A 12,609-nucleotide genomic window follows, 5' to 3' on the forward strand; every position below is an offset into this window, starting at 1 on the left:
TTCTTGACGACCATAGAGCATTGGAACCACCTGATCCCATCCCGAACTCAGCAGTGAAACGATGCATCGCCGATGGTAGTGTGGGGTTTCCCCATGTGAGAGTAGGTCATCGTCAAGATTAAATTCCAAAACCCCTATCTGCATACGCAGGTAGGGGTTTTGTTTTTGCTCGCGAAAAATCCCCGGTTATTTTTGAGCTGGAACACTAGAATAGACCCACTTTTCGATTCAGAAGCTGAATATGCCTGAACCTGTCGACCCCGAGCGGCTTGCCCAGCTACCGCTAGACAAGCTGGTAGCTTGCCACGAATGCGATCTGCTGATGCACAGGCCCGCGCTTGCGCACGATGAGAAGGCCATATGCCCGCGATGCGGTTATGAGCTCTTCTCACACAGACACAATGTGGTGAATCGCAGCCTCGCATTAGTGCTCGCGGCACTGTTGTTGTACATACCGGCGAACTTTTTACCCATCATGCAACTCGATTTACTGGGCCAGGCTTCGCAGGATACGGTCTGGTCCGGAGTGCTCGGGTTGTACAACACCGGCATGCCAGAGATCGCTGTTGTAGTCTTCCTCTGCAGCATGGCCATACCGCTGCTCAAGCTGATGTGCCAATTGCTCGTTTTGCTGACCATTCGCTTGAACATGGGCCGTAGCTACGGGCTGCTGCTTTATCGCATTTATCACCATCTACGTGATTGGGGCATGCTAGAGGTCTATTTGATGGGGGTGCTTGTGGCAATGGTAAAACTGGCGGACCTCGCGCAGATAAGCCTCGGATTGGGCCTGGCCTGTTTCGTCGGGCTGTTGCTGGTTCAGGTCTGGCTGGAAGTGGTGATGTCCCCCCACCAGATTTGGGTGGCTTTGTCAGGGGAGGACACGCGTGCGGGCGATTGATGCAAACATTCTGATCTGTCATGAGTGCCATGAGCTTAACCGGGCGGATCCTGACAGCGATGGGCAGGTCTGCAGCCGTTGTGGTGCAATGGTTCATGCGCGGCGTCCCAACAGCATTATTCGCACCTGGGCATTGCTGATAACAGCGGCGATTCTCTACATTCCTGCCAATGTGCTACCGATCATGACGGTTAGCACCCTGGGGCAAGGCAGCCCCGATACGATCATGTCCGGCGTCATCACCCTGATCCATCACGGGATGTACCCCATTGCGGCGGTCGTTTTCGTAGCCAGCATCCTGGTGCCCACGTTCAAGCTGGTGGGAATTGCCTTGCTGCTGTACTCGGTCCAGCGCCATCAGCCGCTGTCGGCGAGGCAACGAATCTGGATGTATCGATTTATTGAGTTCATTGGGCGTTGGTCCATGCTGGACATTTTCGTGATCGCCATCCTCGTGGCGATCGTGAATTTTGGCCGCATCGCCAGCGTCGAGGCCAATCTGGGCGCAGTCGCCTTTGCCAGCGTGGTGATACTGACGATGTTAGCTGCTGTAACTTTCGATCCCCGACTGATCTGGGATAACACGGAGTCGGATGACGATCATGAGTGACTTGCCTACCGCCAAAACCCGCCCGGCATCGAACTGGTCGGCCATTTGGGTCTTGCCATTAATTGCTCTGATCATCGGTGGATGGCTCGGCTGGCGTGCCTACAACCAGTCGGGCATCGAGATTCAGGTGCGCTTTATCAGCGGCGAAGGCATCCAGGCCAACAAGACCGAGGTGGTCTACAAAGGCATGTCGGTCGGTAAAGTCGTTGCCTTAGCCCTGGACGATAAAGGTGACAACACAGGTGTGATCGCCACGATCGAGATAAACAAGGCGGCAGACGCCCATCTTCGTACCAATACGCGGTTCTGGCTGGTCAAGCCCAGTGTCACCCTGGCCGGCATCACTGGCCTGGAAACACTGGTCTCCGGTAACTACATTGCGGTCAGCCCGGGCGACGGTGAGCCGACCAAGAAATTCACGGCCTTGTCCGAAGCGCCGCCCTTGTCGGACAAAGAGCCGGGCCTTCATCTGATACTCAAGGCTGATCGGCTGGGCTCGCTCAACCGCGACAGCCCGATCTTCTACAAGCAGATCAAAGTCGGTCGAGTCAAAAGCTACGCATTGGCGGAAGACCAGCACACAGTTGAGATCAGAGCATTTATCGAGCCGCTCTACGCCAATCTTGTGCGCAAGCACACGCGTTTCTGGAATGCCAGCGGCATCAGTATTGATGCGGGGCTCAGCGGTGTGAAAGTACGCAGTGAGTCGTTGGCCAGTATCGTCGCCGGTGGCATTGCCTTCGCTACGCCGGAGCATCGTACGGACAGCCCACCCACAGATCCGAGCTTGCCGTTCCGCCTCTATGACGACTTCGACGCCGCGCAGGCAGGCATTCGAATCAAGGTCAAGTTGAGTGATTTCGAGGGTCTGCAGGCTGGCCGTACGCCGGTGATGTACAAAGGCATTCAAGTCGGTAGCTTGAAGGCTCTGAAAGTCGATTCGGATCTTTCCAGCGCAATGGCCGAATTGACCCTCGACCCACTGGCGGAAGATTACCTGGTGGAAGGCACCCAGTTCTGGGTTGTGAAGCCGTCGATCTCGTTGGCGGGCATTACCGGGCTGGAAGCTTTGGTCAAAGGTAACTACATCGCCATTCGTCCCGGCGACAAGGGCGGTGCACCGCTGCGTGAGTTTGAAGCTCGGCCCAAGGCTCCGCCACTCGACCTGCGCGCACCAGGCCTGCACCTGGTGTTGTTCAGCGACAGCCTCGGCTCCCTCGAAGTGGGGAGCCCAGTGCTGTACAAGCAGGTCAAGGTCGGTACTGTGCAGAGCTATCAGTTTTCACGAACCCGCAAGCAATTGGTGATTGGGGTTCATATCGAGAAGGAGTACGCCAACCTGGTCAACGGCTCGTCCCGTTTCTGGAATGCCAGTGGCATAACCCTGACCGGCGGCCTGTCCGGGATTCAAGTCAAGAGCGAGTCGCTGCAGAGCCTGATGGCCGGTGGCATCGCGTTTGAAACGCCACATCCGAACACACCATTGAAAAAGCGCATTCCACGTTTCCGTCTGCATGAAAACCATGAAGCGGCTAACCGGGTCGGTACTGCAGTGACCATTCGGGTAGACAATGCCGATGGCCTCAAGGTGGGCACTCCCATCCGTTTCAAAGGGCTGGACGTGGGCAAGGTTGAAGATGTCGACCTGAGCGATGACCTGGAGACTGTATTGCTCAAGGCGCAAATCACTGAAGTCCCGGACCGTATCGCTCGGGCCGGCACTCAGTTCTGGGTGGTCAAGCCGGAGCTCGGGATTCTCAAAACGGCCAATCTGGACACCCTGGTGACCGGGCAGTACATCGAGGTTCGGCCAGCGGTGAAGAGCAAGGGACCTCAGCGCGATTTTGTTGCGCTGCCGCAAGCGCCAGAAGTTTCCGAGCGTGAGGTAGGGTTAAGCCTGGTATTGAGTGCGCCGCGTCGTGGTTCGCTAAAGCCGGGTGTACCCGTCACCTACCGCGAAGTCACGGTGGGCAAGGTCACCGGTTATGAGCTTGGGCAGACAGGCGATCGGGTGTTGATCCGTATCCTGATCGAGCCGCGCTATGCACCGCTGGTTCGCGCTGGCAGCCGTTTCTGGAACACCAGCGGCTTTGGCGTGGATTGGGGGCTGCTCAAAGGCGTGACGGTGCGCACCGAGTCCGTTGAAACCCTCGTCGCCGGTGGCGTCGCGTTTGCGACCCCGGAAGGGGAGAGCATGGGGAATCCGGCCCGACCAGAACAAACCTTTGCCCTGTTCGATCAGGCCGAGGACGACTGGCTGAAATGGGCGCCGAAGATTCCACTCGGCAAGTAATAAAAAGGCCGCGATCGTCGCGGCCTTTTTATACCTCAGCGTCAGGCGGTTTCCGTTTCGTTCTCTTCGCTTTCCACTGTTGGCTGCGGTTCATCATGGCGACGGATGATCTTCCAGTCCGCCTCGTCGATATAGATGCCGTTAGGGCCGCTGCCGCCTTCCAGGTCGATGGCAACCCGCGCTGAAACTTGCGGTTTCACACTGGCCAGGATTGGCACGAAGCCCAATTGCTGGCTGGTTTCGAGCAGTGCGGTCTGGTTGCGCTCGTCGATGTCGGCGGCTTCGTCCAGGTAGTACGGCAGCCGAATTCGTCCGGCCAGGTCGCGATCCATCAGGTGCAGCAACAAATACATGTTGGTCAGCGCCTTGATGGTCATGGTAGTGCCATTGGAGGCCGCGCCATCGATATCGGTATGGATAACCGGCTGGCCGTTGACCTTGGTGATTTCGAACGCCAGCTCGAACAGTTCCTTGAGGCCCAGTTGGTTATGGTTGGCGGCCACCAGACGGGCCAGATACTCCTTGGCTTCTTCGTTCTTGTTGTCTTGCTCGGCGCTTTGGCTCAGGTCGAAGACGGACAGTGTCTCGCCCTCTTCGTATTGACCGGCGCTGTGAATAATCTGGTCGATGTGCTTGAGCGCTTCCTTGTTCGGTGCCAGCACAATGCGGAAGCTCTGCAGGTTGGAGACCTGGCGCTTGTTGATCTCGCGGTTGAACAGCGCGAGCTGGTGTTCGAGGCTGTCGTAGTCGCTGCGGATATTGCGCAAGGTCCGGGCGATATCGGTGACCGCCGCGCGACGGGCCTTGCCCAGGGTCAGGGCTTCGTCCTGGCGATGTGCATACGCGTTGATCAGCAGCTGCAGACGACGTTCCACGTCCTCTTCGCTGTCGAACTTGGCAACGCCCTTGAGCCGGACCTGGGCGTACAGGGCTTCAATCTGGCCGTCGCAGCGCAACAGGCCTTGCCAGCTGTCCTGGTAGTCGTTGAGCAGCGGCAGGAGGTTGTCCATGGAGTCATCGACCGGTTCCATGAACGGCGTGCCGAACGGCAGGTCTGCCGGCAGCAGCTGGCGACGGCGCAGGGCATCGTCCAGCGTGCGCTGCTTGGCTTCCAGGTCAGCGATTTGTCGGCCAACCAACTGCAGTTTGGCCGACAGTTGCTGGACGCGCTCGGTAAACGCATCACTGGAGCGCTTGAGTTCATCCTGGGCCGCTTCAAGCTGCGCCAGTTGCTCGAGCTTGTCACCTTCTTCGGCGCTCAGGGTCTGGCTGCGGCGGAAGTCTTCCAGTGCCTTCTGGGCATCGAGTACCTGTTGATACAAGGCCTCGGTCTGGGTCTTGCTCGCAGCGCGGTCGGCGGCGACGGCTTGTTGCGTCTTGAGCTGCTTGAGCTCTTTTTCCAGGCGGTCTTTCTGGTCGCGCAAGGCGGCGCGGTCGGCCAGTGCCTGCAGTGCGGGTGGTTCGATGTGCGACAGGTCGATGGACAGGCCTGGCACCTCAAAACGGTCGCCAGTGAAACCATCCAGCACTGCTTCAAGGGATTTGATCCAGGCGTCGCCGTCATTCAGGGCGATGCCGTTCTCGCCAAGCGGCAAGCTGAACAGCGCGCCGTTGAACAGGCGCATCAGCCGCTCCACGTCCTGCTGGGAAAACTCTTCGCGCAGACGGGCGTAGCTGTTGTTGTCGGCATGCTCAAGCTGTAGCCTGACCGATTTCAGGCGTTTTTCCAGGTCTCGCAGCCGCTCATCCAGGTCTTCGGCGCTGAACTGGCGTGATTGCGCCAGGGCACCGGCCAACTCGTCGTGCGCGTCCTTGGCCGCCAACAGTTGCTGCTCGAGCACACGGACGTCGTCGATCAAGGCGAAGCGGTGCTTGAGGACCGAAAGTTCGCCGAGCCAACGCTGAATGCCGCTGATTTCCCGCTCCAGGCGCATCAGCTCCTGGGTGCCGCCGCGTTGATCGTTTTGCAGCATGTCCTGCTCGCTGCGGTAGTGCTCGGCCTGGATGACCAGCTCTTCCTTGCGCGCCATCGAGTAGTCTTGCCAGGTGCCAAGCAGCGAGTCGAGCAGCGGCGAGAGGCGGTGCAGCTTGCCGCGCAGTACATCGCGCTGCCGGACACCGTTTGCCAGGGCTTCGACCAACGGGCCGGCAGACACCAGCGAATTGTAGTCCTGCTCCATTCGACGTACATCGCGGAAGGCTTCTTCGCACGCGGCGATGTAGTCCACGCTGCCCGAGCGCAAGCTGTGCTCGAAGGCATCGAGGAACAGCTGCTTGAGCTTGGCGGCGGTGATTTCACGCATGTGCAGCAGGTTGATGAACAGGGCCCGGAAGGTTTTCAGGCTTTGCTCACTGGTGGAGCGCAGCGGAATCAGGGTCAGATCCAGTGGTACCGAGGTGTGCCCGCCCACCAGCAGGCGACGCAGCTCATCGGGTTTCAATTCGTAGGCTTTGAGGCCATTGCGTTCCAGGTTGGTGAACAATTCTTTCTGGCGCAGGCAGGTGTCGTTTTTCTGGTAGTGGGCCAGGTCCAGTTCGCCGGCATAGGCGAAGAACTGGTGGCCGAAACCGCCACCCGGACCACGCCCGACCACGCCGATCACATGCGGGCCGTGAGGCAGCGAGACTTCGCAGAGGATATAGCTGGTGTCACTGGCGAAGTAGAAGCGGCGCGATTGTTCCAGGCTGTATTTGCCGAAGCTCATGTCCGACATGCGCGCCAGAATCGGAAACTGCAGGGCGTTGATCGAGGCGCTCTTGCCCAGGTTGTTGGCACCGTATACCGACAGCGGGTGCTCAAGGGGAAACAGACCCAGGCTGTAGCCGGCCGTGTTGAGCAAGGCGAAGCGGCTGATTCCGTAGCGTTCCTGGCTCATGCGTTCATCTCCTGTTGCTCGAGTGCCATGGCCCTGGCCAGCGCTTGTTCTTCGGTTTCTTCATCGGCATTGAACGGGCTCAAGTCGAGCGGGTCGTTGGTTTCAAGCAGCTTGTCGTCCGTCTCTTCGACCAGCACGGGGGTGGGCAGCGGCAGAGTGCTGTGCAGGCTGGCGGCCAGGTCGCGGTCCTGCTGGACCGAAAGGCAGACGTCGAGGAAACGGTGCATGGGTGGCAGAAAGCGGTAGATACCGTTTTCTTCGCTGGCGAAGCCCAGTTGGGTCATGCGCCGCATGATCTTTTCTTCGAGCTCGTCCTGGGTCTGGACTTCAGCCTGGAGGAACAGGTCACGGTACTTTTCCAGCAGCGATGGCAGCTCGTCACGGCCAATGCTGCCGCCGTCGAGCACGGCCATCGGGTCGCGACCCTGGTCGGCCAGGTGCTCGACCAGAATGAAGGTGAACAACGACAGGCGCTGGGCAGTCTTGTTGACTTGAGCGGCAGCCAGCTCCGGAACGAAGTAGTAGAAGCCACGGGTATCGCAGACCAGTTCAAAACCCAGGGCCTTGAACAGGCCGCGGTACTGGTCCTGAAAATTCGACAGTTGCGCGTAAAGCTCCGGGTCGCGGCGGCTGATGTGGAAACCCTTGAATAGCTCGCGGAAGATCGGCGCCAGATGGGACAGTTCGGAAAGATCAAGATGCATGAGGGGTGCTCGCAGAAGATTCCAGCGGCTCGGTCCGACTGGCATGCAGGGCGAAGGAGCGCAGGCTGACCTGATGCTCGTGCGTGTGGTAATCGCGGCGTTCCAGTCGCTCACGACCGAAGCGTTTCTCGCGCGACAGGCGCGAGAACCAGTAGAGCAATTCGTCGGTTGCGCCATCGGGCTCCTGTTCCAACAGCCAGGCCATCAGGTCCGGCATTGGCAGGGCGTTTTCGCAGCGGTCGAGCATTTCTCGAACCGTGCGCGGCGCACGCTTGGCGTCGTCCTTTTGAGTCTTGTGGGCCTTGGGGAACTGCGCCGGCTTGGGCTCGAAGCGGGCGAGGGCATAAACATAGGCCTCGACCTGGCTGGCGCTGCCCAAAAACGTGCTCTGTGGTCGCGTGAACAGCGGCATCGCCGCATGGGGCAACGCGTCGATGCCCTTGCGCCGGATCAACGACAGCGCCAGCGCCGCGCCACGGGTCACGGCATTGTGGCGGCGGGCTTCCTCGCGCAGCGGCAGCAGCAGCTCGCGGGCATGACGCAGGGTCAATTGCGCGCTGGTCTGCATTTCCAGAATCCGCGCATGGGTGCGCAATAACATGTCGTCGTCGACCAGGTGGCCGAGGCGCTGCTGCTCGCTCAACAGGCGCAGCAACACGTTCTCGACCTTGCGCACGCCCTGTTCGAAGGCGCCATCGGCGTTGACCAGCTGGATCATGGGTTCGACGTATTCGTCCCAGGTCGCCAGCACTTCGGCGTAACGCTGGCGCAGGGGGATCTGACGGTCGCTGGTCTTGGCCCGCTCCGCCACTGCAACCAGCGCTTGCTCATCGTTATCGAGTTTTTTCAGCACATCGCGTACGCGCATGTCGAGCAGGCGCAGCTGGCGGGCGAGGTCATTGCCATCGCGGATGTCGAAGGCGTCCTGAATGTGCCCGGCCAGGCGTTCGAGGTGGCGCAGGTAGGCTTCGATCTCAAGGCACAGCCCCAGCCGGTGCTCGCGGCGCAAGTACGCGAGGAAGTCGTGGATCTGGGCGTTGAGCTCGAAACGGTTCGGGCTCTTGGCGACCGGGACCAGGATATCCAGGCGTATCCACACATCCAGCAGGCTGGTGATTTCCTGAGGGGTACTGTCCACCTGTTGGGCGGCCAATTGCAGGCGCAACTCGCTCAGGCTCAGGGTGCCTTGGTCGAAGCGTTCGCACAAAGGCTCAAGCAATGCCCAGTGTTCGGCGAGGGCGCGCAGGACGCGCTTGGGTTCGATCATTGGATGGCCGACCTCGTTGCCAGCTAAAAAGGGGACGATTGTACTGCATCACACGATTCGCGATTCACCCCTGATCGCCCCGAGGTGTTACAACCGGCATTTCGATCGATCTACTGCTCCATCGGTGGACGAACAACGGTAGAATTGCCGGCTTAACTTATCCACAGATGGCTGACCCTTGCTGATCGAGTCCCGCCGCCGCGCTTATTTGAATGCCATGCAAGTGGTGCACTGGCTGCCGCGCGCCGAGTTGCCGTTCGCGGCGCCTTCCCGTGCGGACCTTTTGCTGCCGGTGGCGCCGCCCGAGCCCGAGGTTGAGCCGGTCGCAGCGCACGCCGCGCCGGTTGCCGCCCCAGTGGCACGTGCCGAACGGCCGAAAATCGAAGTGCCACGCCCGTCGACGGCGCCCAAGGCGGTAGCCAAGTCCGCTGCCGAGTCGGACGTTGCAGCGCCTCCCGCCAAAGTGCAGGTGCCGCCACCCCGATTTGCCCTGCAACTGCTGCGCTCCGGGCCGTGCCTGTTGCTGGTTGAACTGGCCACCGGCGAGCCCTTCCAGAGTCGCGACCCCTCGTATTTGTTGCTCAAGGACATGCTGCGCGCCGCTGGCCTGCCAGACAGCCCACAGATAGTCGGTGAGCCGGTGCGCTGGCCGCTGCTGGTGCGCGGCAATCTGGACCAGGGCCCGGAAGCAGCCCGGGATTTTGTCCAGGGCTTTGTCCAGGCCAGGCGCGAAGAAGCGCCTTGCAGCTGCCTGTGGTTGATCGGTGGTCCGGCGATCCGCTTTGCTGGCGAGGCCCAGGCCGATGCCTTTAACCAGGAACTGTCGGTCGAGGGCCTGGGGTTTGCCTGGACATTGCCCGGCCTTGAATTACTGATGGACGAGCCGCTGCGCAAGGCGGACGTCTGGAAAGCCATGCGTCGGCTGATGACGCGCTGGAAAACGACTGATGAGTGACGCTGTAACCTTTCGTGCGATGACCGAAGCCGATCTGGACGCTGTATTGAAGATTGAATACGCCGCCTTCAGCCACCCCTGGACACGCGGCATCTTTCTGGACGCGCTCAAGTCCTACGAGATCTGGCTGATGTTCGAAGGCGAGCAGCAGGTCGGGCACGGCGTGGTTAACGTCATCATCGACGAAGCGCACCTGCTCAATATCACCGTCAAGCCGGAAAGCCAGGGCCGCGGCCTGGGTTTGAAGTTGCTCGAGCAATTGATGAGGCGCGCCTACGAGATGGATGCCCGCGAGTGCTTCCTCGAAGTGCGCGCCAGCAACGGCCCGGCGTACCGTTTGTACGAGCGTTATGGCTTCAACGAAATCGGCCGCCGCCGGGATTACTACCCGGCGGTAGGCGGGCGCGAGGATGCGCTGGTGATGGCCTGCACCTTGGTCGACTGAGCGGCTCAGCGCTCCGGTTTGCCGTCCAGCGGGTCCTGTCGCGCCAGTTCCGCTTCGTCCAGGCCACGGCCGCCACCGATCTCATTGGCATCGACCACGCTGAGCTCCTGGTCGGCGGGGCCGCCAAAGCCTTCCTCGGTCGCTGAAAGCGCGCCATCTTCGTCGATCAGGGTTTCCGGGCTCATGTCGTCATCGGTGGGCTCATGGTCCGCTGTCGAGGCACCGGTCATGCCCGCTTCGCGGACGCGCTCCGGCGGTATAGTCTGTTGAAGCTCGTTCTCAGGGATGAGATCGCCGATCCGACCACTGGGTTCTTCAGTGTCGAAATCCAGCTCGCGGATCGAACCCATGCGATCTTCGGTGTCGTCGATCGGGGCGGGCTCGGGTGAATGCGGTGGGCGATGTGCTTGGGTCATGACAGTTCCTTGTAACAGTAGGGCTATATAGAGAAGACCCTCCACCGCGATGAAGATTCAAAGCTCATGCCCCAGCGGCGTGACCTCGGGCGCCTGGCGCCTGTCCAATTTGCGCATCCTTGATGAGGCTTGAATATGCACGACCTACAGGAACTGATTGATAACAATGCACGCTGGGCCGATGCGATCAAACAGGAAGATCCGGACTTCTTCGCCAAACTGGCTCGCCAGCAGACGCCGGAGTTTCTCTGGATCGGCTGTTCCGATGCGCGGGTACCGGCCAACGAAATCGTCGGCATGCTGCCAGGCGACCTGTTTGTTCACCGTAACGTGGCCAACGTGGTGCTTCACACCGATTTGAACTGCCTGTCGGTGATTCAGTACGCAGTCGATGTGCTGAAGGTCAAACACATCCTTGTTACCGGCCACTATGGCTGCGGTGGTGTGCGCGCCTCCATGCAGGACCGCCAGCTGGGCCTGATCGATGGCTGGCTGCGGTCGATTCGCGATCTGTACTACGAAAACCGCGAGGTGCTGGCGCAATTGCCAACCGAAGAGGAGCGGGTCGACCGCTTGTGCGAGCTGAACGTGATCCAGCAGGTGGCCAACGTCGGCCATACCAGCATCGTCCAGAACGCCTGGCATCGCGGCCAGAGCCTGTCGATTCACGGCTGCATCTACGGCATCAAGGACGGCCGCTGGAAGAGCCTGAACACGACGATCAGTGGATTTGAGCAACTGCCGCCGCAATATCGCCTGCGACCGCTCGATTAGTGAGATCGTGTCTGGATGTGTGAGGGACGATACGCCGCAAAGGTCTGATTTAGACTGCTCGCTTCTTACTTGGATGTAGTTGGAGGCGTAATGAAACGGTATCGATCCCTGGCATTTCTGGCGTTGTTCTGTGCTGCTGGCGCCCAAGCCGCGTCGAAGGACGTGGCCATCCACCTGGTCAGCGCCGATGGCCCGCCACAGCCGATTGGCAAGGTCACTGTGACCGAGACTGAACATGGGCTGCTGTTTGCCCCGCAGCTGACGTCGCTGGGCGCCGGGATTCATGGATTCCATGTGCATCAGAACGGCAGCTGCGACGCAGCGGTGGTCGATGGCAAGAAAGTCGCCGCCGCTGCCGCGGGTGGGCACTTTGACCCGGCCAAGACCGGCAAGCACCTGGGCCCCTATGCCAGCGGCCATCTTGGCGATTTGTCGGCGTTGTATGTGAATGCCGATGGCAGTGCCGACAACCCGGTGCTGGCGCCACGGCTGAAGAAGCTGACCGAGGTCGAAGGCCGCGCGTTGATGATCCATGCCGGAGGTGATAACCATTCGGACATGCCGCAGCCGCTGGGCGGTGGCGGCGCGCGGATGGCCTGTGGGGTGATCTGAGCGCTTCGTGTTAAAAAGGGGTTGCCTGAAAGGGCAGCCCTTTTTTATGGAGCCGGGAGCGATCTTGAACAGGTTGAAGCCAGCATTGATCGCAGCGCTGCTTCTTGTGGGGACAGTGGCGGTCGCTGATGAGCGCGACCCGGCAATGTTCGAGCAATGGGCCCGCGCCCACGATACCCAGGCGTTCATTCGCTTCTTGCGCGCCAACGCGGTTGATAACGTTGTTCCACTCTTCCAGTTACTGCGCAGTGCCAGTGACTGGCAAACCTGCAATGCCGAGCCTTTTGCAACGCCCCCCGAGCCGCTCTGGCCGTCGGTGCTGTCCACCCTCAAGCTGTTGCAGGCCTTGCGAGCCGAGCAAATTCTCGGAGAATTCGAAGTGGTCTCCGCCTACCGCGACCCCGCCTTGAACCGTTGTGCCAGTGGCGCCGGTAACAGTGCCCACCTGCGAGCCTTTGCGGTCGATATTCAGTTGCCGGATCATCAGGACGTCGCAACCCCGCTGTGTACCTTTTGGGCCAAGCAAGGCAAACCGTGGAAAATGGGCGTGAGCCGTTACGCCAGCGGCCGTATTCATATCGATACCGCCGGCTACCGAACCTGGGGGGATGACCTCAGCTCGAAAACTTCGTTCTGCCTGGCTCCGGGAGTGTTAGAGGGGGCTGGCGAAGTGCGTGGGGCACCTCGCTGAAAGGGTGAAAGTCAAACGCCAGAAACAAGCAAGCCCGCACTAGGCGGGCTTTCCGTATGCTCAAT

General features: G+C 60.2%; 12 protein-coding genes and 1 rRNA gene. 9 read left to right on the forward strand and 4 right to left on the reverse strand.

Going from position 1 to position 12,609, the window contains the following annotated elements:
* Window positions 1–2 precede the first annotated feature (2 nt).
* The 4 genes from rrf (at window position 3) to GUY40_RS08065 (ending at window position 3,804) form a co-directional block, all read left to right on the forward strand.
* A 5S ribosomal RNA gene (rrf, locus tag GUY40_RS08050) occupies window positions 3–118 on the forward strand.
* Between the two features lie 123 nt (window positions 119–241).
* Window positions 242–901 (forward strand): paraquat-inducible protein A, encoded by a 660-nt coding sequence (locus GUY40_RS08055; protein ID WP_166568425.1) that lies wholly within the window; start codon window positions 242–244, stop codon window positions 899–901.
* The gene (locus GUY40_RS08060; protein WP_166568426.1) at window positions 888–1,511 is read left to right on the forward strand and encodes a paraquat-inducible protein A; all 624 of its coding nucleotides are present in this window, start codon (window positions 888–890) and stop codon (window positions 1,509–1,511) included. The genes GUY40_RS08055 and GUY40_RS08060 overlap by 14 nt, the downstream gene beginning before the upstream one ends.
* A complete protein-coding gene (locus GUY40_RS08065; protein WP_166568427.1) occupies window positions 1,504–3,804 on the forward strand; it encodes a PqiB family protein in 2,301 nt (766 codons plus the stop codon). The genes GUY40_RS08060 and GUY40_RS08065 overlap by 8 nt, the downstream gene beginning before the upstream one ends.
* A gap of 41 nt (window positions 3,805–3,845) precedes the next feature.
* Here GUY40_RS08065 and mksF read toward each other — a convergent pair whose 3' ends face one another.
* Genes mksF through mksB form a run of 3 tightly spaced genes read right to left on the reverse strand, consistent with a single transcriptional unit; the run spans window position 3,846 to window position 8,651 of the window.
* Window positions 3,846–6,680, reverse strand: a complete 2,835-nt coding sequence (mksF, locus tag GUY40_RS08070; protein ID WP_166568428.1) for an Mks condensin complex protein MksF — start codon at window positions 6,678–6,680, stop codon at window positions 3,846–3,848.
* Window positions 6,677–7,384, reverse strand: a complete 708-nt coding sequence (gene mksE / locus GUY40_RS08075; protein ID WP_166568429.1) for an Mks condensin complex protein MksE — start codon at window positions 7,382–7,384, stop codon at window positions 6,677–6,679. The genes mksF and mksE overlap by 4 nt, the downstream gene beginning before the upstream one ends.
* Window positions 7,374–8,651 carry an Mks condensin complex protein MksB gene (gene mksB / locus GUY40_RS08080; protein ID WP_166568430.1) on the reverse strand — a complete coding sequence of 426 codons (1,278 nt, stop codon included), beginning with the start codon at window positions 8,649–8,651 and terminating at the stop codon, window positions 7,374–7,376. The genes mksE and mksB overlap by 11 nt, the downstream gene beginning before the upstream one ends.
* Window positions 8,652–8,829: 178 nt before the next feature.
* Between mksB and GUY40_RS08085 the strand changes: the two genes are divergently transcribed.
* On the forward strand, window positions 8,830–9,606 hold the full coding sequence (locus tag GUY40_RS08085) for an energy transducer TonB (RefSeq protein ID WP_166568431.1): 777 nt from the start codon (window positions 8,830–8,832) through the stop codon (window positions 9,604–9,606).
* Complete coding sequence (gene rimI / locus GUY40_RS08090; protein WP_166568432.1) at window positions 9,599–10,051, forward strand: ribosomal protein S18-alanine N-acetyltransferase; 453 nt, start codon at window positions 9,599–9,601, stop codon at window positions 10,049–10,051. Before GUY40_RS08085 ends, rimI begins: the two co-directional genes overlap by 8 nt.
* 5 nt (window positions 10,052–10,056) lie before the next feature.
* On the opposite strand, the gene GUY40_RS08095 is transcribed toward rimI, so the two are convergent.
* Window positions 10,057–10,467, reverse strand: coding sequence for a serine kinase/phosphatase (locus GUY40_RS08095; protein WP_166568433.1), 411 nt, complete (start codon window positions 10,465–10,467; stop codon window positions 10,057–10,059).
* A gap of 135 nt (window positions 10,468–10,602) precedes the next feature.
* On the opposite strand from GUY40_RS08095, the gene can reads away from it, so the two are divergent.
* The 3 genes from can (at window position 10,603) to GUY40_RS08110 (ending at window position 12,544) form a co-directional block, all read left to right on the forward strand.
* Window positions 10,603–11,241 (forward strand): carbonate dehydratase, encoded by a 639-nt coding sequence (can, locus tag GUY40_RS08100; protein WP_166568434.1) that lies wholly within the window; start codon window positions 10,603–10,605, stop codon window positions 11,239–11,241.
* A gap of 90 nt (window positions 11,242–11,331) precedes the next feature.
* Window positions 11,332–11,853, forward strand: coding sequence for a superoxide dismutase family protein (sodC, locus tag GUY40_RS08105; protein ID WP_166568435.1), 522 nt, complete (start codon window positions 11,332–11,334; stop codon window positions 11,851–11,853).
* 73 nt (window positions 11,854–11,926) lie between these two features.
* Window positions 11,927–12,544, forward strand: a complete 618-nt coding sequence (locus GUY40_RS08110) for a D-Ala-D-Ala carboxypeptidase family metallohydrolase (RefSeq protein WP_178117738.1) — start codon at window positions 11,927–11,929, stop codon at window positions 12,542–12,544.
* The last annotated feature ends 65 nt before the right edge of the window (window positions 12,545–12,609 follow it).

This window comes from Pseudomonas sp. R5(2019), from assembly GCF_009905435.1.
Classification (GTDB): domain Bacteria; phylum Pseudomonadota; class Gammaproteobacteria; order Pseudomonadales; family Pseudomonadaceae; genus Aquipseudomonas.

Excerpts from the sequence above, each read along its gene's own strand:
- GUY40_RS08055 (WP_166568425.1), top strand. The coding sequence starts at position 242 with ATGCCTGAACCTGTCGACCCCGAGCGGCTTGCCCAGCTACCGCTAGAC.
- GUY40_RS08065 (WP_166568427.1), top strand. The coding sequence starts at position 1,504 with ATGAGTGACTTGCCTACCGCCAAAACCCGCCCGGCATCGAACTGGTCG.
- mksF (WP_166568428.1), bottom strand. The coding sequence starts at position 6,680 with ATGAGCCAGGAACGCTACGGAATCAGCCGCTTCGCCTTGCTCAACACG.
- mksE (WP_166568429.1), bottom strand. The coding sequence starts at position 7,384 with ATGCATCTTGATCTTTCCGAACTGTCCCATCTGGCGCCGATCTTCCGC.
- mksB (WP_166568430.1), bottom strand. The coding sequence starts at position 8,651 with ATGATCGAACCCAAGCGCGTCCTGCGCGCCCTCGCCGAACACTGGGCA.
- rimI (WP_166568432.1), top strand. The coding sequence starts at position 9,599 with ATGAGTGACGCTGTAACCTTTCGTGCGATGACCGAAGCCGATCTGGAC.
- GUY40_RS08095 (WP_166568433.1), bottom strand. The coding sequence starts at position 10,467 with ATGACCCAAGCACATCGCCCACCGCATTCACCCGAGCCCGCCCCGATC.
- can (WP_166568434.1), top strand. The coding sequence starts at position 10,603 with ATGCACGACCTACAGGAACTGATTGATAACAATGCACGCTGGGCCGAT.
- sodC (WP_166568435.1), top strand. The coding sequence starts at position 11,332 with ATGAAACGGTATCGATCCCTGGCATTTCTGGCGTTGTTCTGTGCTGCT.